Annotated in this window: 16 protein-coding genes; 4 read left to right on the plus strand and 12 right to left on the minus strand. The window is 72.5% G+C overall.

The window, feature by feature from the left end:
- Positions 1–72 precede the first annotated feature (72 nt).
- Complete coding sequence (locus ACFVHO_RS32850) at positions 73–951, minus strand: sigma-70 family RNA polymerase sigma factor (protein WP_385722730.1); 879 nt, start codon at positions 949–951, stop codon at positions 73–75.
- A 527-nt stretch (positions 952–1478) separates the two neighbouring features.
- Between ACFVHO_RS32850 and ACFVHO_RS32855 the strand changes: the two genes are divergently transcribed.
- Positions 1479–2285, plus strand: a complete 807-nt coding sequence (locus tag ACFVHO_RS32855; RefSeq protein ID WP_385722733.1) for a S1 family peptidase — start codon at positions 1479–1481, stop codon at positions 2283–2285.
- Positions 2286–2579: 294 nt separating this feature from the next.
- Positions 2580–2933 (plus strand): hypothetical protein, encoded by a 354-nt coding sequence (locus ACFVHO_RS32860; RefSeq protein WP_385722736.1) that lies wholly within the window; start codon positions 2580–2582, stop codon positions 2931–2933.
- A gap of 38 nt (positions 2934–2971) precedes the next feature.
- On the opposite strand, the gene ACFVHO_RS32865 is transcribed toward ACFVHO_RS32860, so the two are convergent.
- Complete coding sequence (locus ACFVHO_RS32865; protein ID WP_385722738.1) at positions 2972–3733, minus strand: response regulator; 762 nt, start codon at positions 3731–3733, stop codon at positions 2972–2974.
- Positions 3730–5061 (minus strand): sensor histidine kinase, encoded by a 1332-nt coding sequence (locus ACFVHO_RS32870; RefSeq protein WP_385722741.1) that lies wholly within the window; start codon positions 5059–5061, stop codon positions 3730–3732. Before ACFVHO_RS32870 ends, ACFVHO_RS32865 begins: the two co-directional genes overlap by 4 nt.
- A gap of 214 nt (positions 5062–5275) precedes the next feature.
- Here ACFVHO_RS32870 and ACFVHO_RS32875 point away from each other — a divergent pair, with 214 nt between their 5' ends.
- Both ACFVHO_RS32875 and ACFVHO_RS32880 read left to right on the plus strand, forming a co-directional pair.
- On the plus strand, positions 5276–5983 hold the full coding sequence (locus ACFVHO_RS32875) for an ABC transporter ATP-binding protein (RefSeq protein WP_385722744.1): 708 nt from the start codon (positions 5276–5278) through the stop codon (positions 5981–5983).
- Positions 5980–8334: an ABC transporter permease gene (locus ACFVHO_RS32880; RefSeq protein WP_385722747.1), complete on the plus strand. Its 2355-nt coding sequence runs from the start codon at positions 5980–5982 to the stop codon at positions 8332–8334. Before ACFVHO_RS32875 ends, ACFVHO_RS32880 begins: the two co-directional genes overlap by 4 nt.
- 224 nt (positions 8335–8558) lie before the next feature.
- Here ACFVHO_RS32880 and ACFVHO_RS32885 read toward each other — a convergent pair whose 3' ends face one another.
- The 9 genes from ACFVHO_RS32885 to ACFVHO_RS32925 form a co-directional block, all read right to left on the minus strand.
- On the minus strand, positions 8559–13220 hold the full coding sequence (locus tag ACFVHO_RS32885; protein ID WP_385722750.1) for an amino acid adenylation domain-containing protein: 4662 nt from the start codon (positions 13218–13220) through the stop codon (positions 8559–8561).
- The gene (locus tag ACFVHO_RS32890) at positions 13207–14082 is read right to left on the minus strand and encodes a 3-hydroxyacyl-CoA dehydrogenase family protein (RefSeq protein ID WP_385722753.1); all 876 of its coding nucleotides are present in this window, start codon (positions 14080–14082) and stop codon (positions 13207–13209) included. Before ACFVHO_RS32890 ends, ACFVHO_RS32885 begins: the two co-directional genes overlap by 14 nt.
- Positions 14079–18161, minus strand: a complete 4083-nt coding sequence (locus ACFVHO_RS32895; protein WP_385722756.1) for a condensation domain-containing protein — start codon at positions 18159–18161, stop codon at positions 14079–14081. Before ACFVHO_RS32895 ends, ACFVHO_RS32890 begins: the two co-directional genes overlap by 4 nt.
- 55 nt (positions 18162–18216) lie before the next feature.
- Positions 18217–21207: an HAD-IIIC family phosphatase gene (locus ACFVHO_RS32900; RefSeq protein ID WP_385722758.1), complete on the minus strand. Its 2991-nt coding sequence runs from the start codon at positions 21205–21207 to the stop codon at positions 18217–18219.
- Entirely contained in the window at positions 21204–22229 is a 1026-nt protein-coding gene (locus ACFVHO_RS32905) for a 3-oxoacyl-ACP synthase (RefSeq protein ID WP_385722761.1), read from the minus strand. Before ACFVHO_RS32905 ends, ACFVHO_RS32900 begins: the two co-directional genes overlap by 4 nt.
- A complete protein-coding gene (locus tag ACFVHO_RS32910) occupies positions 22226–23389 on the minus strand; it encodes an acyl-CoA dehydrogenase family protein (RefSeq protein WP_385722764.1) in 1164 nt (387 codons plus the stop codon). Before ACFVHO_RS32910 ends, ACFVHO_RS32905 begins: the two co-directional genes overlap by 4 nt.
- Complete coding sequence (locus tag ACFVHO_RS32915) at positions 23386–23691, minus strand: acyl carrier protein (protein ID WP_289954796.1); 306 nt, start codon at positions 23689–23691, stop codon at positions 23386–23388. Before ACFVHO_RS32915 ends, ACFVHO_RS32910 begins: the two co-directional genes overlap by 4 nt.
- Before the next feature lie 375 nt (positions 23692–24066).
- Entirely contained in the window at positions 24067–24924 is an 858-nt protein-coding gene (locus ACFVHO_RS32920) for a ketose-bisphosphate aldolase (RefSeq protein WP_385722767.1), read from the minus strand.
- A 20-nt stretch (positions 24925–24944) separates the two neighbouring features.
- Positions 24945–25829 (minus strand): SIS domain-containing protein, encoded by an 885-nt coding sequence (locus ACFVHO_RS32925; RefSeq protein WP_385722769.1) that lies wholly within the window; start codon positions 25827–25829, stop codon positions 24945–24947.
- Positions 25830–25848 lie beyond the last annotated feature (19 nt).

Below are 25848 nucleotides of genomic sequence, written 5' to 3' on the forward strand. Positions count from 1 at the left end.
GCAGGGGATTCATCGAGCAGCAGAGCGCCCTCGAGCAGCTCATCAATCGGTGAGGTCACCGGGGTGTCCCTCCTAGGTGGTGGTGCGGAGATTTGCCGTCAGATGGCGTTTGGCGTGCCGGTCGGCCGCGCGGACGGTGGCGCACGGGACGCCGAGGAGTTCGGCGACGTCGCTGTCCCGCAGCCCGCGCAGGTGCAGCAGCACGATGACGTCGAGATGCAGGGCGGGCAGGCGGCGGATCGCGTCGAAGAGGTCGAGGGTCTTCGCGATCCGGGCGAGCGGGTCCGCGGCGTCGCGCTGGGCACGGGTGTCGAACGCGGCCTCGGCGAGCGCGGGATGGCCGTCGCAGTGCGGGGCGCGCTCCATGACGGTCTGGCGCAGGAGCCGCCACGCGTACTGCTCGGGCCGCTCGCTGGCCAGGGCGTCCGGCCAGAGGATCAGGAGCAGGTAGAACACGTCGCTGACGGACCGCTTCGCCTCACCGGCCCGGCGCTGGAACGTCGCCGCGTACGCGGTGTAGTTCGTGCGGTGGGTGTCCCTGAAGGCGAGGAAGTCCCGCGGGGGCCGCTGGCCGAGCAGCCCGTTCTCCCGCTCCTTGGCCAGGGCCTTGTGTATCCAGTTGAGGCGCTTGTCGGCCTCCTGGGCGGCGCGGACCCACTGGGCCCGGATGTCCGCGAGTGCCGGGTCGGGCAGGCGCAGGGCGACCAGCAGGTCCCGGGTGATCTGCCAGCGGGGGTAGCGGCCGATGGCCCGCAGCAACTCGGAGATCTTGGAGCGCGGCCAGTTCGCCTCCTTCTCCAGCTGAATGAACGTCAGACCACTGTCGTGATAGGCGCCGCGCAGATGCTCAAGCCAGGCCCGGTGGGCCGGCTTGGTGCCCTCGGCGATGGGCCCCAGCTTGCGCCCGGGGCGCTGGTGGCGGGCGCCTTTCGGAGCCGGCTGTGCGCTCACCGAGCGCCCTCCCCGGTGTCGGCACCGGGCGGGGGCGTACGTAATCCGTCCGCCCGAGGGCTTGTCTGTGGCCTGTACATCAGGCTCCTTCACTCACGTCATCGTCGTGCTTTCTGGTACGTGGAACAGCTCCTGCGGCGCTCACCGGCGCCCCCACCCCAGGAACTGCAAGCCAGCATGGGCCGCACGCGCCCCGACGGCGAGCTGATCGAACGGTTCGGGAACATTGAGCGACGGTCGGCCGGCGAGGTCACACAGGCCGCGGCTCGGCGTTGCCCGCCGCATTTCGGGGCAGAAGTGCCGTGCGGGCGACGGAGGTTGTCTGCGACTGGTGTGCGAGGAGGTCTTGCCGTGCCGTTCGGTGGTTCCCCATAATCACGGAAGCACTTCACGGGCTCACCCCACTGGGCCCGGACACCTTGCGGTCAACTGCCCTTCTCCATGCGGTTTTTCCGAAGGGCGCCTCCGGTCATTGGGGTTGGCATGAGCCCATCAGGGTGCTAATCCCCCCACCGAGAGGAAGTCCGTTGAAGAACACGGTCACGTACCTCAAGAGGGCCGCCGCCGTCGGCGCCGTCACCCTCGCCGCCTTCAGCCTCAACCCCGCCAACTCCTGGGCCGTGCCCGCTGACGGGCCCGGCGGCGACGGACCCCGCACCAGGGTCGTCGGCGGCACCCCGGCCGAGCAGGGCGAATTCCCGTTCATGGTCCGCCTTTCGATGGGCTGTGGCGGTTCGCTCCTGGAGAAGGACGTCGTCCTGACGGCCGCCCACTGCGTCGACGGCAGCAGCGACAACCCCGACATCACCGCCATCGGCGGCGTGGTCGACCTGGAGTCGCCGGACGCCGTCAAGGTCAAGGCCACCAAGGTCATCCAGGCTCCCGGCTACAACGGCACCGGCAAGGACTGGGCGGTCATCAAGCTGGAGAAGGCCATCGACCAGCCCACGCTGCCGATAGCCGAGAACAACTCGTTCGACAAGGGCGACTTCACCATCGCCGGCTGGGGCGCCGACAAGGAAGGCGGCAGCCAGCAGCGCCACCTCCTCAAGGCCCAGGTGCCGTTCGTGGACGACGCGACCTGCAAGGGCGCCTACTCCAACCTGGTCGAGAACGAGGAGCTGTGCGCCGGGAAGATGGACACCGGCGGCGTCGACACCTGTCAGGGCGACTCCGGCGGCCCCATGTTCCGCAAGGACGACAGCGACAAGCTCGTCCAGGTCGGCATCGTGAGCTGGGGCGAGGGCTGCGCCCGTCCGTCCAAGCCCGGTGTCTACACCGAGGTGAGCCACTTCGCGGCCGACATCAAGAAGGCGGCGGGCGAGCTGGGCTGACACCCGTCTCGCCCGGGCGGGCCGCTGTCTGAGCCCGTCCGGTGAGTCTGTACGCGCCGTGCGTCCGCGGGGACCGGTTCCGGCCGCCCCGCGGACGTACGGCGCACCCGTGTGCCGACCCGCGCGACCCGCCAGGTCCCGATTCCGCTCCCAGGCCTTCACCCGTACGTGCGACCGCTCGCCAAGATCCTTGCCTGTCCGCACGCGGTCGCCGACCCTGGTGGAGGCCAAGATCCTCCTCGATCCGCAGGTGGCACGGCCCGACCCCCAGGCTTGTGGGCAGAAGGAGTGCGAATGCTGCGACGGTCACTGGCAAAGCGAGCGTTGTTGGCCTCCACTGTCACCGTCGCGCTCGCGACGGGCGGGGGACCGACGGCGCTGGCGGCGACACCGGGTTCAGTCGAACACGCCCCGGTCCGGGCAGCCGGTCAGGCCCCGATGGCCCCGCCCGGCTGCACTCTCAGGAACATCGACGGCGGTCGGACCGCGGAGGCCAGGTGCATCACTCCCGGTCACTACGAGCACTTCGTCAAGTGCAGGACACTGACCGGGTACGACCTCCGCATCGAATACTTCGTCACCGACTCCGACGTGTTCTGCGAACGAGGCGTGATGACTCACGACGTTCGCAAGGTCGAGGGCCTGTGAAGGGCGTCCGTCGGCGAGCGCGTCCCAAGTCCTGACCCTCAGGCGGGCTGTTGGGTGGCCTCGTGCGTACCGGCGCTGATCAGACCCGTCTCGTAGGCGACGATGACGGCCTGGACACGGTCACGCAGTCCGAGTTTGGCGAGGATGCGGGCGACGTGCGTCTTGACCGTCGCCTCGGCCAGATGGAGGCGGGAGGCGAGTTCGGCGTTGCTCAGGCCGCGGGCCAGCAGGCCGAGGACCTCCAGTTCGCGCGGGGTGAGCGGCGCGAGGTCACGGGGGAGTGGGGCGGTGTCGCTGTCGGGCGGGGCGCTGGGTCGTTGGTCGCCTCCGGCACAGGCGAAACGCCGTACGAGGCGGCGGGTGATGGCGGGCGCGAGGAGGGCGTCGCCGGTCCGGACCGTGCGGACGGCCGCGGTCAGTTGCTCGGGGGTGACGTCCTTGAGGAGGAAGCCGCTGGCCCCGGCGGACAGCGCCGCGTAGACGTACCGGTCGAGGTCGAAGGTGGTCAGGATGATGACCCGGGGGCTGCCGGGAGGCGGGGGCTCCTCCGTTCCTCGGACGGCGTCGGGGGACCGGGGAGGCGCGAGGATGCGGCGGGTGGCCTCCAGGCCGTCCATCTCGGGCATCCTGACGTCCATCAGGACCACGTCGGGACGTGTGCGGCGCACCGCTTCGACCGCTTCGGCTCCGTTGGTCGCCTCGGCGACGACGTCGATGCCGTCGGCGCCGAGGATCAGCCGGAAGCCGGTGCGGACCAGGGTCTGGTCGTCGGCGAGGAGCACACGGAGCGGCTCGGTCACGGTGCCTCCAAGGGGATCAGGGCCTCCACACGGTAGCCCCCGGTCAGGCGTCGGCCGGTGTTCAGGGTTCCGTCGTAGACGGCGAGGCGCTCGCGCAGGCCGATCAGGCCCCGGCCGCTGCCGGCGGCCGCGTCCGCGCAGGGGCGGCCCCCGGCGTCGGTGACTTCCACCCGGAGCCGTTCCGGGCGGTATTCCACGGTCACGGCGGCGGTGGCGCCGGAAGCGTGCTTCACGGTGTTGGTCAGGGCTTCCTGGACCACGCGGTACGCGGCGAGTTCGAGACCGGGCGGGAGGGGGCGGGGCGGTCCCGTCACGGTCAGGTCGACGGGCAGTCCGGTGTCCCGGACCCGTCCGACCAGCGTCTCCAACTGGTCGAGGCCGGGCTGCGGGGCCAGCTCCGCCGCCACGTCGACCACATCGGCGTCCCGGCGCGTCTCCTCGTCCTCGTCGGCCATGGTGAGCAGCCCCATGACGTGGCGCAGCTCGGTCATGGCCGCCCGCCCTCCGGCCTCGACGGCGAGCAGCGCCTCGCCCGCCTGCTCGGGGGAGGACCTCAGGATCGTGCGAGCGGCGCCCGCCTGGATGACCATCACGCTGACGTTGTGCGTGACGACGTCGTGCAACTCGCGTGCGATGCGGGCCCGTTCGTGCTCGACGGCACGGCGCAGCGCCTCGGCCTGCTCGCGTTCCAGGGCGGACAGGCGGGTGCGGCCCTCGACGGTGCGGAGTTTCCAGGTACGCAGGCCGACGGCGGCCACGGCCATCGGGACCAGGATCAGCAAGGCGATGTACTCGTTGGGGACGATCGGCGTCACGGAGTTCCCCGAGGTGCCGACCAGGAGGACCGACACCGGCAGCGCCGCCAGGGTCGCCACCCGGTACGGGCTGTACACGGCGGCGCTGTAGACGGCGATGACGAACGCGTAGAAGGTCAGCCGCAGGACGCTCTGCGGTGTCGCCAGCGTCGCGGCCGTCACGACGCACAGCACGGCGAGCGGATAGCGGCGACGCAGCGCCAGGGCACCCGAGGCGACGGCCGCGAGGGTCACCATGAAGGCCAGACCGCCGGGGCCGTGCGGGCGCCGCACGGCGTGCTGCACGCCGGGTGCGATCTCACGCACCACGACGTTGCCGACGTTGTCGATGCCGTAGTAGACGGTGGAGATGCCGATGGCCAGGGCCACCAGCGCGTCGAACCGCCAGGCGCGCCGGGTGGGCCGCAGCGGCGGACCGCTCGGGATCAGGGCGTCGCGGACCGTCCGGCGGGCGGCCTCCCGCACCCGGTCCAGCGACGCCCGCAGCCGCGTCGGCGTCGTACGTACGTTCATCACCGGCTCATTGTCGCCACCGCGCGGCCCCGTGGAGTCCTTCTTGGCGGTCGTCGCCGACGCACCGCGTACATCACCCGCCTACATCGCAGGGATGACGTTCGCGCGGCTGATCCCAGCGAGGTACCGCAAAGGGTTCGGGCGAGCGACGCGTACGGGCCCGGCCCGCTCCTAGCGTTCACGCATCCAACTGGCCGTACCCGAGGAGCCTTTCATGACCCTGCCCGTGATCGAGCTGCGCGAGGTGAGCCGTCGGTACGACGACGGCCCGCCCGCCCTGCACGAGGCGTCCCTGACCGTGCGGCCCGGCGAGGCAGTCGCGATCCTCGGCCCCTCCGGCAGCGGCAAGTCCACCTTGCTCAACCTGATCGCGGGCCTGGACCGGCCCGATGCGGGGACCGTCACCGTGGACGGGGTGCGGGTGGACCGGCTCGGCGAAGGCGGATCGGCGCGCTACCGGCGGTCCAAGATCGGCATGGTCTTCCAGTTCTTCAACCTGCTCGACGATCTGACCGTCACCGACAACGTCGTCCTGCCCGCGCGCCTCGCGGGGATGGCACGGGGCGAGGCGGACCGCAGGGCGGCGGAGCTCCTTCAACTCCTCGCAGTCGACCGGCACGCCCGCGCCCACCCCGGGCGGCTGTCCGGCGGTGAGCGGCAACGCGTCGCGGTGGCACGGGCGTTGATGAACCGGCCGCCGCTGCTCCTGGCGGACGAGCCCACCGGTGCGCTGGACACGGCCGCCGGACAGGACGTCAGCAGGCTGCTCGCCGCCCTCAACGCCGAGGGCCAGACCATCGTCGTGGTCACCCACGACCTGGCTCTGGCGCGGTCCTGCACGAACCGTACGGTCCGGATCGCCGACGGCCGGATCACCGAGGACGCCTCCTCGCGGGCCGTCGCCACGGAGACCCTCCGATGAGCGCGCTCGGCAAGGTGGTGCGTGCGGGGGTGGGACGACGTCGGGTGCAGACCCTGGTGATCGGGCTCGCCACGATGATGGCGGTGGCCGCCTCCGTTCTCGGCGGATCGCTGCTCGTGGTGTCCGGCGCGCCCTTCGACGACGCCTTCGCGGAGCGCCGCGGGGCCCATCTGTCCATGGAGTTCGACGCGGGCGAGGTGAGCGCCGGGCAGCTGACGAAGTCCAAGGACGCGGAGGGGGTGAGCAGTTCGACCGGCCCGTTCCGTACGGTGACGGTCACCCCGCGGTCGGACGGGGCGGGCCCCGAGTGGCCGATGACCGTGGTGGGCCGGGGCGATCCCGGCCGGGACGTGGACGAGGTGGCACTGCTCGACGGGCGGTGGCCCGCGCGCTCCGGCGAGATCGTGCTGTCCGCCGAATCCGCGGTCGTCCCGACCCTGGGCAGGAAACTCGCCTTCCCCGATCTGCCCGGCGAACCGGCGCTGAAGGTGGTCGGTGTGGCGCGCTCGGTCACGCACACCGCCGACGCCTGGGTGGTGCCTTCCCAGATGCCGGCGCTCACCGCCCCTGGCAGCGGCGGCTACCAGATGCTCTACCGCTTCACCGACGCGGACACCGCCGCACGGATCACCGCGGGCGCCGAGGCCGTGACCCGACACCTGCCGCCGAAGGCGGCCGTAGGCGAACAGTCCTGGCTCACCGTCAGGAAGGACGCCGAGCGCGACACCGCCGTCTACGTCCCCTTCCTCATCGCGTTCGGCGCCCTGGGCCTGGTCATGTCCGTGCTCATCGTCGGCAACGTCGTCGCCTCGGCCGTCGGCACGGGAACGCGCCGCATCGGCATTCTCAAGGCCGTCGGCCTCGCCCCGCCCCAGGTCGTGCGGGCCTACGTGGGCCAGGCGCTGATCCCGGCCGCCGTCGGCACGGCCCTCGGTGTGCTCGCCGGCCACCTGCTCGCCGTGCCCGTACTGGCCGAGACCGAGGAGGTCTACGGCATCTCGTCCCTCGGCATCGCCCCCTGGGTCGACCTCGCGGTGATCGCCGGGGTGCTCGGCCTGGTGGCGGCGACCGCGTGGGCGAGCGCCTGGCGTGCGGGGCGGCTGCGCACGGTCGACGCGCTAGCCCTCGGGCGCAACTCCCCGGCGGGGCGCGGCCGGTGGGCGGCCCGCCTGACCGCACGGCTGCCGCTGCCGCAGCCGGTCGCCCTGGGTCTGGCCCGGCCCTTCGCCCGGCCCGTCCGCACCCTGGCGATGGGCACCGCGGTCCTGTTCGGCGCCATCGCGGTCACGTTCACCGTGGGCCTGGTCGGCACGCTCGACCAGGTGATGAAGGCCAAGGCGCACGACGTCGCCGACGTGATCGTGCCCGCGCCCCTGCCGGACTTCGGACCCCAGGGTCCCGGGCGCGGCCCCGAGAAGCAGCCCGCGCCCGAACCCGCAGCGGTCGCGAAGGCCATCAAGGCCGCCACCGGAACGGGGAAGCACTACAGCGTCGCGAGGGTACGCGCGACCGTGTCCGGCCTGACCGGCACCATCGATGTGAACGCCTTCACCGGCGACGCCTCCTGGGGCGGCTACACCATGGTCTCGGGCCGCTGGGTCGACAGGCCCGGCGAGGCAGTGGTCCCGACCCCCTTCCTGACCGCCACCGGCTCCCGCGTCGGCGACACCGTCACGCTGAACGGCCTGGCCGAGCCGGTCACGGTACGGATCGTCGGAGAGGTCCTCGACCCCCGCAACGACGGCATGCAGGTCTTCACCGACGCCTCGACCCTCGCGGGCGCGCATCCCGACCTGGCGGAGACCAGCCATCACATCGCGGTCACGCCCGGCACCGACGTCTCCCACTACGTCGACACGCTGAACAAGGACCTGACCCCGCTGGGCGCCACCGCCCGGACCGGCGGGCCCGACGCCGGCGGAGACATGGTCGCCACGCTCAACTCACTGTCCGCGATCCTCACGTTGATGCTCGTCGCCGTCGCCGCGCTCGGTGTGCTCAACGGCGTACTGCTCGACACCCGCGAGCGCGTGCGGGAACTCGGAGTCCACAAGGCGCTCGGCATGACTCCCCGGCAGACCATCACGATGGTCATCACGTCGGTCGCCGTGACCGGACTCCTCGCGGGCGCCGTGGGCGTGCCGCTCGGCGTCGCCCTCCACGGCCGGGTCCTCCCCGCGATGGGGGACAGCGTGGGGCTCCGCCTTCCCGATTCCGCCCTCGCCGTCTACCACACGGCGGAGCTCGTCCCGCTCGTACTCGGCGGGTTGGTCATCGCCACCCTCGGCGCACTCCTGCCCGCCGGTTGGGCGGCAAGGGCCCGGACCGCCGTGGCCTTGCGCACCGAATAGGCGGTGCGCCGAAGAGGGGGACGGAGCGCTGGGGCGGCACGCCGACCAACTCTTCACCTGACGCACGGCTCGTCGTCGATCACCTTGCCGACCTCGGCTTCGCAGGGTGCTCGGCGTGGCCCGGGCACCGAGTCGCTCGGTGTCCGGGCCATCCGGCAGGTCTCCTCCGGAGTTCGTCGATCGGTGTACGTCCTGCGCGTCGCCCGGCCGTCTTGCGGCCGGCGTCAGCCGGGGCGGCGGGTCGTGGGGGTGAGGCGCGCGGCACGACGGGCACGGCTCGCCGCGCGTTCATCGCGCCTGTGCTCCCGCAGCCCCGCGCAGACCTCGCCCACGGTTGCCGTGTCGTCGGCCAGTGCCGTCAGGGCACGACGGAAGAGGTCGACGAGGTCGGCGGCGCGCTCGGGGCTGACGCGGACGGCGTCGTGGTTGAGTGCGATGGCGAGCCGGTCCCCCTCCGAGGCGACCGAGAGGGTGACGGGTAGCTCGGTCTGCTCCAGCGTCGCCGCGCGGGCCACGGAGAGCCCCGGCAGTCCGGTGACCAGGTCGGCGACCGGAAAGTTGGACACGATGACGGACGTGTCGAACAGCTCGGACGAGCTGGCCCGCCCGCTCCATCTGGCGATCCGGGCGAGCGGCGTGTGGATGTGTTCCTGGGCCTGACGCAGCGAGTGCTGCACCTCCTTGCAGCACGTGCCGACCGGCAGGGCGGCGGGCAACCGGATACGCAGCGGCACGGTGTTGATGAACATGCCGACCATGCGCTCGACGTCGTCCAGCTCCGCGGGACGGCCGGACCCCACGCTCCCGAACGCCACGTCCTCCGTGTCGGTCTCCACGGCGAGAGTGACCGCCCATGCCGTATGCACCAAGCCGCCGAGCGTGACGCCGAGGCGTTGAGCTGTTTCCTGAAGCCGTGTGGTCTCCCCGGCCGACACCTGGGCCAGGTGATCCCGGTGCCGCGCCGGTCCGTTCGGCTGCGGGGCGATCGGCGCCGCGGCGAAGCCGGCCAGGTTCCGGGTCCAGAACTCCTGGGAGGCGTCCGGGTCCTGTCGGGCGATCCACCGGGCGAAAGCCCCGAAGTCCGGTGCCGTCGGCAGGTTCCGGGCCCGTCCCTCGACTTGCGAGACGTAGTGGTCCAGCACCTCACCGAGGAGGATGGGCAGGGACCAGCCGTCGAACAGAACGTGGTGGTTGGTCCATACGAAGGCCCAGCGGCCGGGCGCGAGCCGGGCCACGGCGAGCCGCACCAGCGGCCCTGAGCTCAGGTCGAAACCCTCCTTCCGGTCCTGGGACACGAAGGCGTCGAGGCGCGCGTCGGCGTCCTCGGCGTCCGTGAAATCCAGCCGTGTGACGGGCAGTTCCCGCACGGCGGGCACCACGAACAGCGGGCGGGGCACATCCCGCCACACGCACCCGCCCCGGAGCACGCCGTGCCGGTCGACGGCCGCCTGCCAGGCCCGCACAAAAGCGTCCTGGTCGAGGTCTCCGTCGAGTACGCAGACGAGCTGCTCCACATAGACGCCGCTGCCTGCCGCACCGTCCTCGGCCAGGCTGCGAAAGAACATCCCCTCCTGTGTCTGAGTCAGTGGCCACACCGCGGTCAGATCTCCCCAGCTCCGGGCACAGGCGCGCACGGCGGTGACCGGAGCGGTGCCCTGCCGGAGCCCGGAGGCGAGCGCGGGCACCTCGGGTTCGGCGGCGAGTGCGCGCAGCTCGTCGAGGAGAGCGTCCACGAGGGCGTCGGCGGCGGCCTGCCCGGTGTGCTCCACCTCGACCGTGAGGCAGCCGTCGGTCACCAGACTCTCGACCACGACCGCGGCGGGGCGTGTCCCACGCGGGTCACGGACCGGTCCGGACCCCGGGCCGAGCAGTTCCAGCGTCGCCTCGGGATCGGAGGCGCTGCTGACCCGGCCGAGGTGATTGAAGGTGAGGTGCGGGGCAGGCAGCGCGGCGAACTTCCCGGCCAGCTCCGCGTCGCCGGACAGGTACCGGACCACGTCGCTGTCGAGCCCCCGGTGCACGAGCTCCCGCAGTCGGGCCCTGACCTCCCAGAGCGTACCGAGTGGCCCTTGGTCCCCCACGGCCACCGGGAAGGGAGCGAGCGCGGTGAACCAGCCGACCGTACGCGAGAGGTCGAGGTCGGGTCGCAGATCCGCGCGTCCGTGGCTCTCCAGCTGCATGACGACGGTGCTGAGCCCGTCGACCCGGGCCCGCGCGCGGGCGGTCGCGGTGAGCAGCCCTTCCTCGAGGCTGCCGCCGAGCCGGTGCACGAGGGCCTGCTGTATCCGCGTGGTCTCCTCGGCGGAGAGCCCGCGGCCGGCCCGGTGTGCGCCCCCCTCGGTCCCGGGCGCCGGCCCGGTCTCCCACTGCCCCGGACGGGCGGCGAGCGCGGTCAGCTCGCCGAGTTCCGCGCGGACCCGGTCGAGCACGCGTGGGTCCAGGGCCCGCCGCCGCAGTTCGGCGGTCCACTGACGATGGGTGGTGCCCTCGGGCTGCACCACGGCCTTCCGGCCTTCCCGCACCGCGTCGAGCGCGGCCTCAAGGTCCTCGAGGACGATCCGCCACGAGACCGCGTCCATGACCAGGTGGTGGGCGGCGAGCACCAGCCGCTGCGGAGCCTGCGGTCCCAGGTCCGCCAGGTGTGCGCGCAGCAGCGGGCCTCGTGCGGGATCGAGCCCGGTGTGCAGCTTTCCGGACAGGTCCCTGAGCCGCTGCTCGACCTCGTCGGCGGGAACGGAGGAGAGATCGGTGTGCTCCAGCGGTACGTCCGCCGTATCGGCCACGGCCCGTACCGGATCACCGTCGACGAAGCGGGTGCGCAGCGCCTCGTGGGCGTCGGCCACCGCGTCGAGCGCCGCGCTCAGTTCCTCGGGGAGCACCCGTCGGCGCACGGCGAGGAGCAGACCCATGTTCCAGTGGGCCGGCGTCCTCAGGTCCAGCTCGTGGAACCACCGCTGGATCGGGCTGAGCGCGTCGGTGGTGCCCCCGCTGTGCCGCGCGTCGGCCGAGCCGATGACGGCCTGCGAGGCGATCTCGGCGAGGGCGCGGATCGTCTGGTGCTCCACCAGGTCCTGGAACTCCGCCACCACACCGGCCTTCCGCGCCCGGGCCAGCATCCGGATGGCCAGGATCGAGTCGCCGCCGAGAGCGAAGTAGTTGTCGTCGATGCCCACCCGGTCCACGCCCAGGACGTCGGACCACACCTCGGCGAGGACCTCCTCCGCCCGGTTGCGCGGGGCCGTGAATTCCGGTTCGGAGGCCGCCCGTTCGCCCTGCGGCTCCGGCAGCCGGTCGCGGTCCACCTTTCCGTTCGGGGAGAGGGGAAGGGCGTCGAGCGCCATGACCGCCGCGGGCACCATGTGAGCCGGCAGCCGCTGCGCCGTCCACGCCCGTACCGTCTCGGGATCACACGTCGTTCCGGCACGCGCGACGACGTAGCCGACCAGTCGTGGCTCACCCCCCGCGGGAGGCGCCAGGGCGGTGACGACGGAGTCGGTGATGCCGGGCGCGGCACGGAGCACCGCTTCGATCTCACCCAGCTCCATCCGGAAACCGCGGACCTTCACCTGCTCATCGGCCCGGCCCTGGAACTCAAGCACCCCCGCGGCACCGGAACGCACCAGGTCCCCGGACCGGTACAGCCGCGCGCCCGGTACCGACGAGAACGGATCCGGCACGAAGCGCTCCGCGGTCAGACCACCCCGCCCCGCGTAGCCCCGCGCCACCCCCGCACCACCGATGAACAGCTCACCCACACTCCCCGCGGCCACCGGCCGCAACGCCCCGTCCAGCACATGCACGGTGCGGCCGGGCAGCGGCCGACCCAGCGGGACCACTCCGCTCGGCTCCGCGCCGGCACCGTCCGCGCCGGTGATCTCGTGGGCGGTCGCGGTGATGACGGCCTCGGTGGGCCCGTAGGCGTTGATGATCCGCCCGCCCACCGCGCGCCCCCACCTGCCGGTCTCGGCCGCGGGCATCGCGTCACCGCCGACGACGGTGAGGCGGATCCCCAGCGCGGGGGGCACCGCGGCACCGTCGGCCAGGGCGGCGGCCATCTGCCGCCACACTCCGGTCGGCGGATTGAAGACCCCGACCCCGTGCTCGGCCAGGAACGCGAGCAGTTCCTCGGTGCCGAGCAGACCGTCGGGCCGGATCACGGCCGCACCACCCACGGTCAGCGGGGCGAACAGCTGCTCCGTGCTGACGTCGAAGGAGAACGAGCCGAAGACCAGGACCCGTTCGCCGGCCGTCAGCCCGAAGGCGCCGACGAGCTGCGTGAGGTGGGTGGCCAACTGGCCATGGGTGACGGCGACGCCCTTGGGCCGTCCGGTGGAACCCGACGTGAAGACCAGATACGCCAGATCGTCCTCCGCCGCCGCATCCAACCCCGACCGGTCCACCTCCCCCGCCAAGTCGAGATCCTCCAGCTCCACCACCACGACGCCGTCCCCCGCGGCACCCTCCACCACAGCCCGCTCACCCGCGCCTCGCACCACCACCGAACAACCCGCGTCACCCACCATGAGCCCCAACCGGCTCACCGGATACGACGGATCCAACGCCAACCACGCACCTCCCGCCCGCGACACCCCCAACATCGCCACCGCCATCGCCCCGCCCCGCGGCAGGCACAGCCCCACCACCGACTCCGCACCCACCCCCGACTCCCGCAACCGCGCGGCCACCACCGCCGACGCACGCTCCAACTCCGCGTACGTCCAGGAACGCCCGCCCTCGACCAACGCCACATCACCCGGCGCCGACACCGCACGCCGCACCACTGCCCGGACGATCGAACGGGCGGCGTCCGGCGGGACGTGCTCGCGCACCGGCTCCGGCGGCCGCACGTCGTCACGCGCGGGGCCGGTGAGGTCAGGAGTAGTCATGGAAACCCCTCCCCGTCTTGCGGCCGAAGTGGCCCGCGGCGACCAGGTCGCGCAGGGCGGGCGGGGGCGTGTAGCGGCTGTCGCCGGTGTGCTCGCGCAGCACGGTCAGGGTGTCGTCCACGTTGTCCAGGCCGATCAGGTCCGCCGTGCGCAGCGGGCCCATCCGCTGACCCAGGCAGCGCTCGAACAGTGCGTCCGTCGTCGCGGCGTCGGCCTTGCCGTCGCTCACCGCCGCGGCCGCTTCGACGATCGTCAGCATCATGATCCGGTTGATGACGAAGCCCGGTCCGTCCTGTACGACCAACTGCTGTTTGCCGAGACTGTCGAGCAGGCGGGCGGCGACGTCGAGCGTCTCGTCGCTGGTCAGGGGTGCCCGCACCACCTCGACGGTGTCCTTGAGCGGAGCCGGGTTCATGAAGTGCAGCCCGAGGACCTGGCTGGGGCGGCCGGTGCGGGCCGCGAGCCCCGCGATCGGGATGGCGGAGGTGCAGGACGCGAGAATGGCGTCCGGCGGGGTGCGGCGGTCGAGTTCGGCGAAGATCTGTTCCTTGATCTCCTGCCGCTCGGTGGCGCACTCGATGACGAATCCGACCTCGTCCAGTGCGTCGATCCGGTCCGCCCAGCGGATCCGGTCCTGTGCTCCCGCGCTCACGGCCCGCTCGCCGCGGCCGAGCAGGGCGGCGAGCCGGAGGCCGTCCTTGATGGCACCGCGCGCCCGCTCGGCGGCTGCGGCGTCCGGTTCCACGAGCACCACGCGGTAGCCGGCCTGTGCGAGGGACTGGGACACCCCGCTTCCCATGGTGCCGGCGCCGATCACGCCGACGGCTTCCGGGAGTTGCCGGTAGCTGCTGGTGTCGGTCATCGCGTGGCCTCCGTGTCCTTGAGCGGCGCCCGGGTCTCCAGGAAGGAGGCGATCGGCTGCTCGGTGTCCTTTGCCTGGGCCAGGGCCCGCAGGAGTTCCTGGTAGGCGCTGACGAATCCGGTGGCGGTTTCGGCCGTGAACAGCTCGGTGCTGTATTCCATGCCGGCTGTCAGGTCGGACCTGCCCTCCCGGTCGCTGGTGAGCAGCGTCAGGTCGTATTTCGACGTGCCGACGGGCATCCCCTCGAAGAGGTTGATCGTGGTCTCCTGTTCGTCGAAGAAGCTGGTGCGGGCGATGCCGGGCAGCGTGTAGTGGGGCACGTCCTGGTGGACGTACGAGACATCGATGAGGGGATCCCGGCCGGCCTCGCGCTTGACGCGCAGCGCGGTGACCACCCGGTCGAAGGGGATCTCCTGGTGGTCGATGGCATCGAGGACCGTGGCGCGCGTCTGGCGCAGGTAGTCGCCGAGACCCGTCTGCGGCGACACCGCGCAGCGCAGCGCGACCGTGCTGTTGACGTAGCCGATCATGCCCTGGATCGCGGAGTGGTTGCGTCCCGAGGCCGGGGTGGCGACGATCAGGTCCTGCTGCCCGCTCAGTCGGGCGAGCAGGAGGTTGAAAGCGGACAGCAGGACGACGAAGAGCGTGACCGACTCCTCGGCCGCCAGTTTCCGCAACTGTGCGACCAGCGGCGCGTCGATCGTGAACGGGAGCATGTCGCCCGCGAACGACCTCCGGGTCGGACGGGGGTGGTCGGTCGGCAGGTCGAGCCGGGGGGCGTCGTCCAGAACCTTCCGCCAGTAGGCGATCTCATGGTCGAGGAACGAGTCGGCGAGCAGCCGGCGCTGCCACAGTGCGTAGTCGCGGTACCGGATCGGCAGGGCGGGCAACTGCGCGAGCCGCCCCTCGCGCCGCGCGACGTACAACTCGGGCAACTCCTGGCACAGGATGCGCGGAGACGCTCCGTCGTTCACGGCGTGGTGCGTGGTGAGCTGCAGCACGTGCCGCTCGTGCGCGAGCCGGACAAGGAGGACCCGCAGCAGTGGGTCGGCCGCGAGGTCGAAGCGCTGCTGCGCGGCCCGTGCGACGAGTTCGCGCGCGGCGGCCTGCGGGTCGGCGGCGTCCGAGACGTCGGCGAAGGTGAAGAAGTCGCCGGGATCCGGGCGGATGTGCAGTTCGGGGGCGCTGTCGACATCGATGAAGTTGGAACGCAGCGTCTCGTGCCGCATCACGAAGTCGTGCCACATCCCCCTGAACGCCTCGATGTCCAGTGGGCCGTCGAGCTGACGCACCATCGGCCAGTTGTAGAGCGTGGTGTCCTTGTCGATCTCGTGGTGGAACCACATGCGGTCCTGGCCGAAGGACATCACCATGTCGTCGCTGGGAACCAGCTCCGGCCGTGCCGACGGGCCGGTGGCCTTCGGCGCCGGGGACACGGGTGCGGTGGTGGGCGGCGCGGCGGCGGACTCGACGAACCGGGCGAAGTCCTCGATCCGCGGGTACTCGTACAGGTCGAGGAGCCGGTGCCGGACTCCGAAGCGTTCCTCGACCCGGTTGATCACCTGGAGGGCGAGCAGTGAGTTGCCGCCCAGCTCGAAGAAGTCGCTGTCCGGTGTCGGCGCCGCTGTTCCCAGCAGGTCGCCGAGGATGTCGCAGAGCCAGCGGGTCGTGTTCCACGCGGCGGACGCCGACGGGGCGTGATCCGCGCCGTCCGGTTCCGCGGAGCTTGCCGACGACGGGCCGTCCGGTTCCGCCGAGCTCTCCGACGCACGCGTGTCCGGTACCGCGGTCTCCGGCAGCGGGCGCGCGGCGCCCGCCGTGTCGGACCCGGGGATCCAGCAGGATACGGCCTCCATGGGGTGGCCGGGCAGCCGGACACGGCTGACCCGGGGCGCGGACGGACCGATCGCGGACCAGTCCAGGTCGATCCCGCCCTCGTACAGCGCCCCGAGCACCCCGAGGAGGTCGCTGTCGTCGGCGGCGACGGTGTGGCTCCGCACGCGGGCGTCGGACGCGAACCTCTCGCGCACCAGGGCGCCCAGACCGCCCTCCGGAGTGAGGTCGACGACGACGGCCGGTCCCGCGTCGAGGAGTTGACCGATCACCTCGGCGAGCCGGTCGGGGTCCGGCGGCGCGGGATTCTTGCCGGCGGCCAGGTCCGCGGTGTCCGTCGGCGTGAGTTCCGCGCGCAGATACCTGGCCAGATACCGGGAGGCCCCCGCACCGACGACCGCGTCGGGACGGACGCCACGGCGGCGCAGTTCCGTGACGGCGGCCAGTTGGGTGGACAGGATCCGTGCGGTGGCGCCGGTGGCCGGGAGTTCGGGCGGGAGCCCGGCGGGGTCGGACACCGGACCCGGGGACTCGGGGGACAGCAGGAGGACCAGTTGCGGGCGGCCCTTCCGGGCCCTCGCGCCGCGATCCGGGCTGTCGGTCCCCGGTACGCCCGCGAGCCAGGTGGCCTGTGCCGCGAGCTGGAACGCGAGCGAGTCGGTCGAGTCCGCGGACACACCGACCCGGTGTTCGTAGTGGGCGCGGCCGCTGTTGAGGGTGTACACGACGTCGTCGAAGGGCCGGGTCTCGCCGCGCAGGGCGACCGCGAGATCGGCGCAGAGCCGCGCCAGGGCACTGCGGCTGCGGGCCGAGACCCCGACGAGCCGGGCGCGCCGGTGCGGGTCGGACCGCTCCGGTGCCGCTGGGGGTGCCGCTACGGGTGCCGCCGGAGGTTGCTGCACGACGCAGTGCGCGTTGCCGCCGCCGAGGCTGAAGGAGCTGACCCCCGCGATACGTTCGTCGTCCTCCCACGGACGCGTCTCGCCGATCATCTGCAGTGAGGCGGCCCGCAGGTCGACTCCGGGCGGCGGTTCGGAGAAGTGCAGCGAGGGGTAGAGCTCGCCGTCGCGCACGCTCAGGACGGCCTTGACCAGGCTCGCCACTCCGGCCGCCCCGTCGAGGTGACCGATGTTGGACTTCACCGCCCCGACGGGCAGCGGTAGCGCACGGCCCCGGAAGACCTCGGCGAGACCTTCCAGCTCCACCGCGTCCCCGAGCCTGGTCCCCGACCCGTGGGCCTCCAGGTACCCCGCGCGGGCAAGGTCCGCGCCCGCCGTCCGCCACGCCTGCCGGATGACGGTGGCGTGCGCCGACGCGCTGGGCGCGCTGATCGTCGCGGCGGCGCCGCCGTTGTGGCGGGCCGCGATCCCGCGGATCACGGCGTGCACCGGCAGGCGCGCGGCCCGGGCCCGGGCCAGCGTCGTCAGGAGCAGGGCCGCCCCGCCCTCGCCCGCGACGGTGCCGTCGGCCGTCGCGTCGAACGACCGGCAGCGGTCGGTGCTCGACGCGATCTCGGCGAAGCCGCCGATCTGCGCGCGCGTGACACCGTCGGGCCGTACGCTCACGCCTCCGGCGACCGCGTACTCGGCGTCGCCCGCGGCCAGTTCGCGGCACGCGAGCCGGACGGCGAGCAGCGACCCGTTGCAGCCGCTGTCGAGGGAGTAGCAGGGGCCGTCCAGGCCGAGGGTGTGTGCGATTCGGGCGGGCAGGCCGAAGGGCGCGTTGCCCAGCGCGCCGAGGACGTCGGACTGGTCGATGCGCCTTCCGTAGCCCGAGGACGTGGCGCTGAAGACGACGGCCGTGGACCGGCCGCGCAGCTCTGCCGTGCTCTGGCCGGCGTCTTCGATCGCCTGGTGGGCGAGCGTGAGGGCGATCCGGTGCTGGGGGTCGATCAGCGTGGCCTCGTGCCGGGTGAGCCCGAAGAACGCGTGGTCGAAGGTGTGGATGTCGTCCAGGTAGCCCATGGGCAGGTAGTCCGCCGCCGGGTCGAGTCCCGTGGCCGCCGCCCGCGCCGCGGGCATGGTGCGCACGCCGTCGCGGCCCGCGCGGAGGTTGGCGCGGAAGGCGTCCAGGCCGTCGGCGCCCGGGAAGCGCACGGCCATGCCCACGATGGCGATGTCGGTGCCGAGCAGGCCCCTCGTGGGGGCGTCCGCTTCCCGCGGGCCGACCGGTTCCGTGGCCGGTTCCCGGGGCTCGTGCGCCTCGCCCCGCTGGATCGCGGTACCGATCTGTGCTCCCCCGTTCATGCGGCCCCTCCGTCTCGTCTGCGGCTTCGTCTGCTGCTCTCTGGGTTCGCCCCGCTCATACGTCCCTCCCCGTGGGCACGGCCGGGCCCGGCGCCCGCGTGGCGGTGTCGTCCGGCGCGGCGGTCCCGGCGATGAGTTCGGCGTGTGCCGCGACCGTCCGGCTGTCGAAGAGCTGGCCCAGTTGGACGGCGCCGGGCCAGCGCAGTTCGTACGACGCGTGCAGTGCGAGCAGTTGGAGCGATGTACCGCCGAGATCGAAGAAGCTGTCCCGCGCGTCGAAGTCGCCGTGGCCGAGGACGCCCGCCCAGCACGTCGCGACCTCCCGTTGCGCGTCGGTCGGCCACCGGTCGGTGTCGAGCGCCACGGTCTCGGCCGTCGGCGCCTGGAGTCGGCGCAGGGCCTCCTCGTCCGTCTTGCCGTTGGGAGTCAGCGGGATGGAGTCCACCGCCACGAACCGTCCGGGTACGGCCTGAGGCACGAGCCGGCGTGCGCAGAACTCGCGCAACTCCCGTACGTCAGGGGGTGATTGCCGCCCATGATCCGCGGTGGCGCGCACCCAGTAGGCGGTCAGCGTGGTGACGTCCACGTCCTCCACCCCCGGGAGCGCCTCCCTGGCGTCGACCACGACGGCCTGTCCGACCCCGGGGTGGCTCTCCAGAACGGCCGCCGCGGCGACCCGCTCGACCCGGACCCCGCCGATCTTGACCTGGCCGTCGCCGCGGCCCAGGAACTCGAAGTGCCCCTCGGCGTTGAGCCGCGCCAGATCACCGGTGCGGTACAGCCGCTCCCCGGGCGCGAACGGGTTGGCGACGAACCGCAGCGCGGTCGTCGTCGGGCGCGCCGCGTAGCCGAGGGCGAGCTGCAGGCCGCCCAGGTACAGCTCGCCGGCGTCGCCCGTCGGTACGGGGCGGAGCCGGTCGTCCAGGACGTACGCGGTGGAGCCCGCCGTGATCGCCCCCATGGGCACCACGCCTTCCGGGACCCCGCTGACGTCATGCGCGGTGACCGCCACCGTCGCCTCCGTCGGCCCGTACTCGTTGCCGAGCCGCGTGCCCGGCAGCGCGGCGCGGTGTCGCCGCACCAGCGCGGGCGCGGTGGCCTCACCGGCCAGGACGAGGAGCCGCAGATGGCGGTCGGCGCCGTCGAGGTGCGGGAGCAACTGCCGGTAGAAGGACGGCGTGGTGAGGCACTGCTGGGCCTCGTGGGCGCGCAGCAAATCCGCCACCCGCTCGGCGGACGGGAGTTCGTCCGCGCCCGGGAGCACGGCGGTGCCGCCCGTGCACAGCGCGTGGAACGTGAACATCAGCGAACCGTCGAAGGCGAGGCGCAGCGCGGAGAAGGCCGTCAGCCCCGGTTCGTAAGGGCGCGAGGCGACCAGGGAGGCGAGCCCGCCGCGGCTGATCATCACGTTCTTGGGCGGGCCGGTCGTGCCGGAGGTGGAGATGAGGTACGCGGGGGAGTGGGGGGACGGAGCGGCGTACGACGGGGTGTCGGGCGGCCCCGCGTGGGGCGAGCGGGCCCGCGGTGTCGCACCGGCACCGTCGGTCGGCGTCCCCGCGCCCGGTGCCGCGTCCAGGTCGATGAGCCTGGGCGTCGTGCCGTCGGCGGCCACTGCCGCGCGTACCTTCTCGGGCGGGGTCGCCGTGTCCCTGCCGTGGAAGACGACCGCCGCACAGCCGGTGTCGCCGACGACCGCACGCAAGTGCGCCACGGGATGTCCGGGGTCGGCGACGCACCAGGCCGCCCCCGTGCGCAGGGCCGCGACCATGCCGACGACGAGCGAGAGGCGTTGCCGCGCGTGGAGCACCACGACGTCCCCGGGGTGCACCCCCGCACCCTGCATGCGTCGGGCCAAATCTGCGCTTTGCGCGTCGAGTTGACGGTACGTCACCGACTCCGTGCCGACGGCCGCGGCGGTCCGCTCGGGCACCCGCTGGAACTGTCGCGCGATCAGGTCGAGCACGTCGGGCGGAGCGGCGGCCGGGGCGGGCAGCGGCGAGTCGTCGATGAGCGTGACGTGCTCGGCGCTCGGCGCCCCCGCCTCGGGCGCGACGAGCACCATGGGCTCCGGCCCCGGATCAAGGACCTGGAAGCCGGAGAAACGCAGCGTCACGAGCATGACGCGGTTGACGTCCGTCGCCACGAACTCGGCGAGCGGCCGCAGCCCCGTCGCCCTGGCCCGGGCGTTGACGTGCTGGATGAACAGGGTGCCCACGCCCCGGGACATCACCCGGCAGGACATGAGCAGCAGCCGCAGCACGTTGTCGCCGCCGCGCCGGTGCGAGACGGAGAGCCCGATGGTGCCGTAGTCGCCGAAGCGGTCCCGCAGCGAGGCCACGAGGATCTCGTGGTCGGGCGAGGCCATCAGCTCACGCAGTTCCTCCATCCCGTACACCAGGCCGGTGCTGTTCAACTGATGCGTCCGGACGGTGAGTTCGTGGGCCCGCGCCAGGTCCTCCGGGGTGGCACGCCAGATGCGCATCTCCAGGCCGAGCCAGGTCAGGAACTCCTCGCGGGTGCCGTCGAACGCCTCCTCGCTCTCCTTGCGCGCGCGTTCCGTGCGGTAGAGGGCGGCGCGGTCCGCGGACTCCGCGGTGGTGACGGCGGGGGTGAACTCGGGCCGCTCCGGAAGCCCGGCCATGTCCTCGGGGGTGTAGACGCGGACCTCCGGCAGGGCCTGCTGGACCTCGGCCCGCTCCAGGGGGTCGTTGTCGATGAAGGCGAGCGAGTCGACGCCGATGTTCAGCTCCCGCGCGATCCGCCGCATGGACTCGGACTTGTCGCCCCAGCCCACGCACACCGCGGCGAACCGGTCGAGGAGACCGTGGGCGCGCAGGTGCGTCGTGGCCGTCGTGTGGTCGCCGCGGCTCGCGACGGCGTGCAGGACGCCGCGCCGCTCCAGCTCGGCCAGGGCGCGCAGGGCCTCGGGGCGCGGGGTGACGGTGTCGTTCTCCAGGATCACGCCGTCCCACATGGTGTCGTCCAGGTCCCACACCAGGCACTTCACCGGTGAGGTCGGTGAGGTGGGTGAGTTCGACGAGGTCATCGCGGTTCCTCCGTTCCCGGTGTCGGGGTCGCGGGGTGTGCGGTGCGGCGTACCAGCCAGCTGCTCCAGGCGGCCACGGGGCTGCTGTTCATCACGAGGGCGTGGGCGCCGGGGGCGAGGGCGGGCGCCGTGTCGGCCATGTTGAGCAGCACGTCCACAGGGCCCAGGTGCCCGTAGCGGGAGAGGTTGCGCCCGCAGACCGGGTCGATGGGGACGTCGAGGGCCTCCTGCCAGAAGCCGAAGGCGCCCCCGGACAGGTTCTGCATCAGGTGGGTCGTGATGTCGTCGCCGGTCAGACCGTTGCGGCGGAGCAGGTCTTCGTTGAGCGCGAGGAACTCCTTGCGGCTGCGCACCGCGAGCCGGAACGTGTAGTCCGGCTCGTTGGCGCACTTCTCCGCCCAGTCGCGTTCCGGTACGTCCCGGTAGTCGATGCGGAACAGGTCGGCGAAGGCCCCGTCCGTGCGCAGCGACTGGTCGACCAGTTCGAAGGGGCCCGGCACCTCCGACGTCGTCAGGAGCACGGCGGCGGCTCCGTCCCCCACGATCGTCATCGGCGGGCGGTAGCGGGCGGGCGCGGCGGCCTTGGAGGTGGCGACGACCAGGACGCGGCGGAAGCCGGGCATGCCGCGAAGCAGCGCGGTGCCGAGGCTGAACGCCGCCGACACCGAGACGCAGCCCAGGTCGCCGACGCCGGAGACCAGAGCCCGGTGGGCGCCGATGGCGTGCTGGACGCGGGTCGCCTCCGAGGCCATCAGGTACTGCGGCGCGCGGCCCTGGACGAGCAGCAGCGCGTCCAGTTCGGCGGCCTCGGTGCCCGTCGCGCGCAGCGTCGCCTCGGCTGCGCGTACCGCGAGGTCGGACTCGGTGAGGCCGTCGGCGACGCGCACCTCGTCGATGCCGAGGGCGCGGGCGTGCCCGCGCTGGGCGGCGGGGAGCCCGTCCGTCAGGCCGTCTAGGGTCCTGACGGTGTCGGGGAACCAGGTGCCGACGTGGCCGATGGTCACCGGCGGGGCGGCGGTCACCGCTGCCCGTCCCTGACGTGCGGGGTGTGCCGCGCGATGACGCGGTCGCCGATCGCGAGCGCCGAGACCTCGTCCGTGCCCTCGATGATCTGCATGATCTTGGCGTCCCGGAAGAAGCGCCCGACCCGGCCGTTCAGGGTGCAGCCCGCCGCGCCGAGGAGCTGCACGGTGTCGCGGGTGACCGCGGCGGCGGCGGTGGCGGCCGCGTACTTGGCCATGATGGTCGCGGTGATGGCCTCGCGGTCCTTCGACTCCCGCAGGGCGGCGGCCCGTTCGCACAGGGAGCGTGCTCCTTCTGCGCGCACGTGGGCACGGCCGACGGCGGCGCGCACCGTGGCGTGCCCGGAGAGCGGGATGTCGGCCTGCCTGCGCCGGGCGACGTGCCCGGCGGCCTCGGCCAGACTGCCCTCGGCCATGCCGACGCACCCCCAGGCGACCGTGTGGCGGCCGTGGTCGAGGGCGGTGCCGACGGTGTGGGTGAGCCCGAATCCGGGCGGGCCGACGACGTGGTCCGCGGGGACGCGGACGTCGTCGAAGCCGATGTGGGCGAGGCGGGCGCCGCGCAGCCCGAGCGCGTCCGTGACCGGCTGTCTTCGTACGCCGGGGGCGTCGGCCGGTACCAGGACCGTGGTCAGCCCGCCCGGCGCGCGGCCGAGGACCAGCAGCACGTCGGCGTCCTGGCCGAAGGTGACCCACACCTTGTGGCCGCTGACCCGGACCTCGCCGTCGTGCGGCTCGACGCGGGTGGCGACGGCCGCGAGCTCGGTCCCCGCGCCGGGTTCGGTGGCGGCGAAGCCCGCGAGCAGGTCCCCCGAGGCGAGGCGCGGCAGCCAGGTCTGCCGCTGCGCGGCGGTGCCCCAGCGGTGGACGGCCGCGTTGACCATGCCGCTGACGGTGAGCAGGGCGCGCAACGAGGAGCAGACCGCGCCGAGTTCGGCGGCCGCGTGCCCCACCGCGCGGGCTCCGGCGCCGCCGCCTCCGTACGCGGTGGGAACGTCCAGGCCGAGAAGACCGGTCCGCGCCGCTTCGTCGATCACGTCCCGGGGCAGGCCGGTTCCGGCATCCCATGCGGACGCCTCGGCCGTCGCTCTCGCGAGCAGTGCGGGGAAGCCGGGTGAGAGGTCGGGCGAGGGACCGGGGCCGAGTTCGGTCACCGTCACTTCGACACCGCTTCCGCGGTGGGCGACGACCGCTCCCCACGCTTGCGCCGCACGTACTCGGCGATGCGCCTCACGGTACGGAAATTGTCGAGGTCAAGGTCCTCCACCTCGACGGAAACGCCATAGGCCTGTTCCACATGGACCACGATTTCCAGCGCTCTCAAGGAATTGATGAGTCCGCGCTCGAAGAAATCGTCGTCCGGTTCGATCGGAGAGGCAGTGAGGGACTCAAGGTGATTCTTCAACTCAACAATGAGATCGTCGTGCACAGCGTCATGCAAAGAATGTGCCTGTTGGGTCATGCCGCGTTCAATTCCTTTCGCGACAGCCACCGCAACGGCCTCAAGGGCGCGAAGCTCCGGTGGCCGCATCCGCAAGTCGCCACATAAGTGCAGTTCATGGCGGCATGCATGGGCGGTCGGTCAAACTGCGTGCAGGATTCACGTGCAACGCGGCGAGTCTGTCACAGGGCTTGTTCATGAGTCCAGAGATCCAATGGATCTCCTTGTGTGACATCAAATGAAAGGGAAAGTCTGCAGCTCCGAGGCACTTTGGAACATGAACTTCCCCTTTCACTTGACAGTGATGTGCAGAAGTTTGCCCGTTTCGGGACGCGAAAGCGGCCGATGCCCGGCGGTGACCCGCCGGGCATCGGCCATGTGCGTCAGTGGCGTCCGCTAGCTGTCGGCGTTGAGCACCCCGATCAGTCGCGTCGCCGTCGTGGTCATGGCCTGCCGACCCACCGTCAGATAGCTGCGGGTGTCCACCGCCTTGGGGTGGTCGGCGAGATACGCGCGGATCGCGTTGGTCATGGCGATGTTCAGGGCCGTGCCGATGTTGACCTTGGCGATGCCGCCCGCGACCGCCCGGGCCAGCTCGTCGTCGGGGACGCCGGAGGAGCCGTGCAGGACCAGGGGCACCCGCAGGGCCTCTTCCAGGCGGGCGAGCAGGGCGTGGTCGAGGACGGCCGTGCGCGAGGTCATCGCGTGCGAGCTGCCGATGGCGACGGCGAGCGCGTCGATGCCGGTCTCGGCGGTGAACTGGCAGGCCTCCTCGGGGCCCGTGCGCGCGCCCGGAGCGTGCGCGTCCAGCGGCGGCTTGCCGCCCTTCCCGCCGACCTGTCCCAACTCCGCCTCGACCCAGAGGCCTTGGCTGTGCGCCCAGTCTGCGGCGGCGCGGGTCGCGGTCAGGTTCTGGTGGTAGGGCAGCTGGGACGCGTCGTACATCACGGAGCTGAAACCGGCGTCGGCGGCCTGGCGCAGCAGGGCGTCCTGCGTGACGTGGTCGAGGTGCAGGGCGACCGGCACGGCCGCCGCCTCGGCGAGGGCGAGGGCGGCGCGGGCGAGCGGCAGGATGCGTCCGTAGCGGTAGGTGACCGCGTTCTCGCTGATCTGCAGCACCACCGGGGACTTGGCGGCCTCGGCACCGGCGACCACGGCCTCGGCGTGTTCCAGGGTGATGATGTTGAAGGCCGCGACGGCGCGGCGCTTGGCGGCGGCCTCGGCGACGAGGGCGCCGGTCTGTGCCAGCGGCATCGGCTCTCCTCCCGTCCCGGTCAGTGACCGTCGAGGACGATCGAGCGGCGCAGGTGGCGCGGCCGGTCCGGGTCGAGGTTCCGGTGGGCGGCGACCGCGACGGCGAGCCGCTGGGCGCGCACGAGTTCGGCCAGCGGGTCGAGGGTGCCCTCGATCCACAGGGCGCCGGTCGCCCGGACCTCCTCGGCGAGCCCCGCGGGTGCCTCGCCGAACATCCAGGTCGCCGTGGTGTCGGTGGAGATGCTGATGGGGCCGTGCCGGTACTCCATGGCCGGGTAGGCCTCGGTCCAGGACAGCGACGCCTCGCGCATCTTCAGCGCCGCTTCCTGGGTCAGGCCGTTGGTCCAGCCCTTGCCGATGAACGTGAACTGGGAGCACTCCACCAGCCCCGCGGGCAACGGCTCGGCGAGCGCGGTGCGGGCGTCGGCGACGGCCTGCTCGGTGTGCAGCCCGAAATGGGCGCGGAGCAGCGTCAGGGCGGTGGTGGCGAAGCGGGTCTGGACGACGGACCGCTCGTCGGCGAAGTCGAGGACCACGAGGTCGTCCGCCGCGCTCATCACCGGCGTTTCGGGGTCGGCGGTGATCGCGGTGGTGCGGACGCCGCCGCGCAGCCGGGCGAGGAGGCCGAGCACCTCGGTCGTGGTGCCGGACCGGGTCAGGGCGACGACGCGGTCGTACGAGCGCGCCGCGGGGAACTCGGACGCGGCGAAGGCGTCGGTCTCGCCGAGGCCCGCGCCCTCGCGGAGCGCGGCGACGGCCTGGGCCATGAAGAAGGAGGTCCCGCAGCCCACCACGGCGACGCGCTCGCCGGGCGAGGTGAGCGCGTCCTTGTGGGGTGCCGCGAGGGCGGCGGCGCGCGTCCAGCACTCGGGCTGGGTCATCAGTTCGTTCTCGGCATGGCTCATGGCCGGCTTCCACCCTGTG

The sequence above is a fragment of the Streptomyces sp. NPDC127108 genome, from assembly GCF_042677545.1.
Taxonomy (GTDB): domain Bacteria; phylum Actinomycetota; class Actinomycetes; order Streptomycetales; family Streptomycetaceae; genus Streptomyces.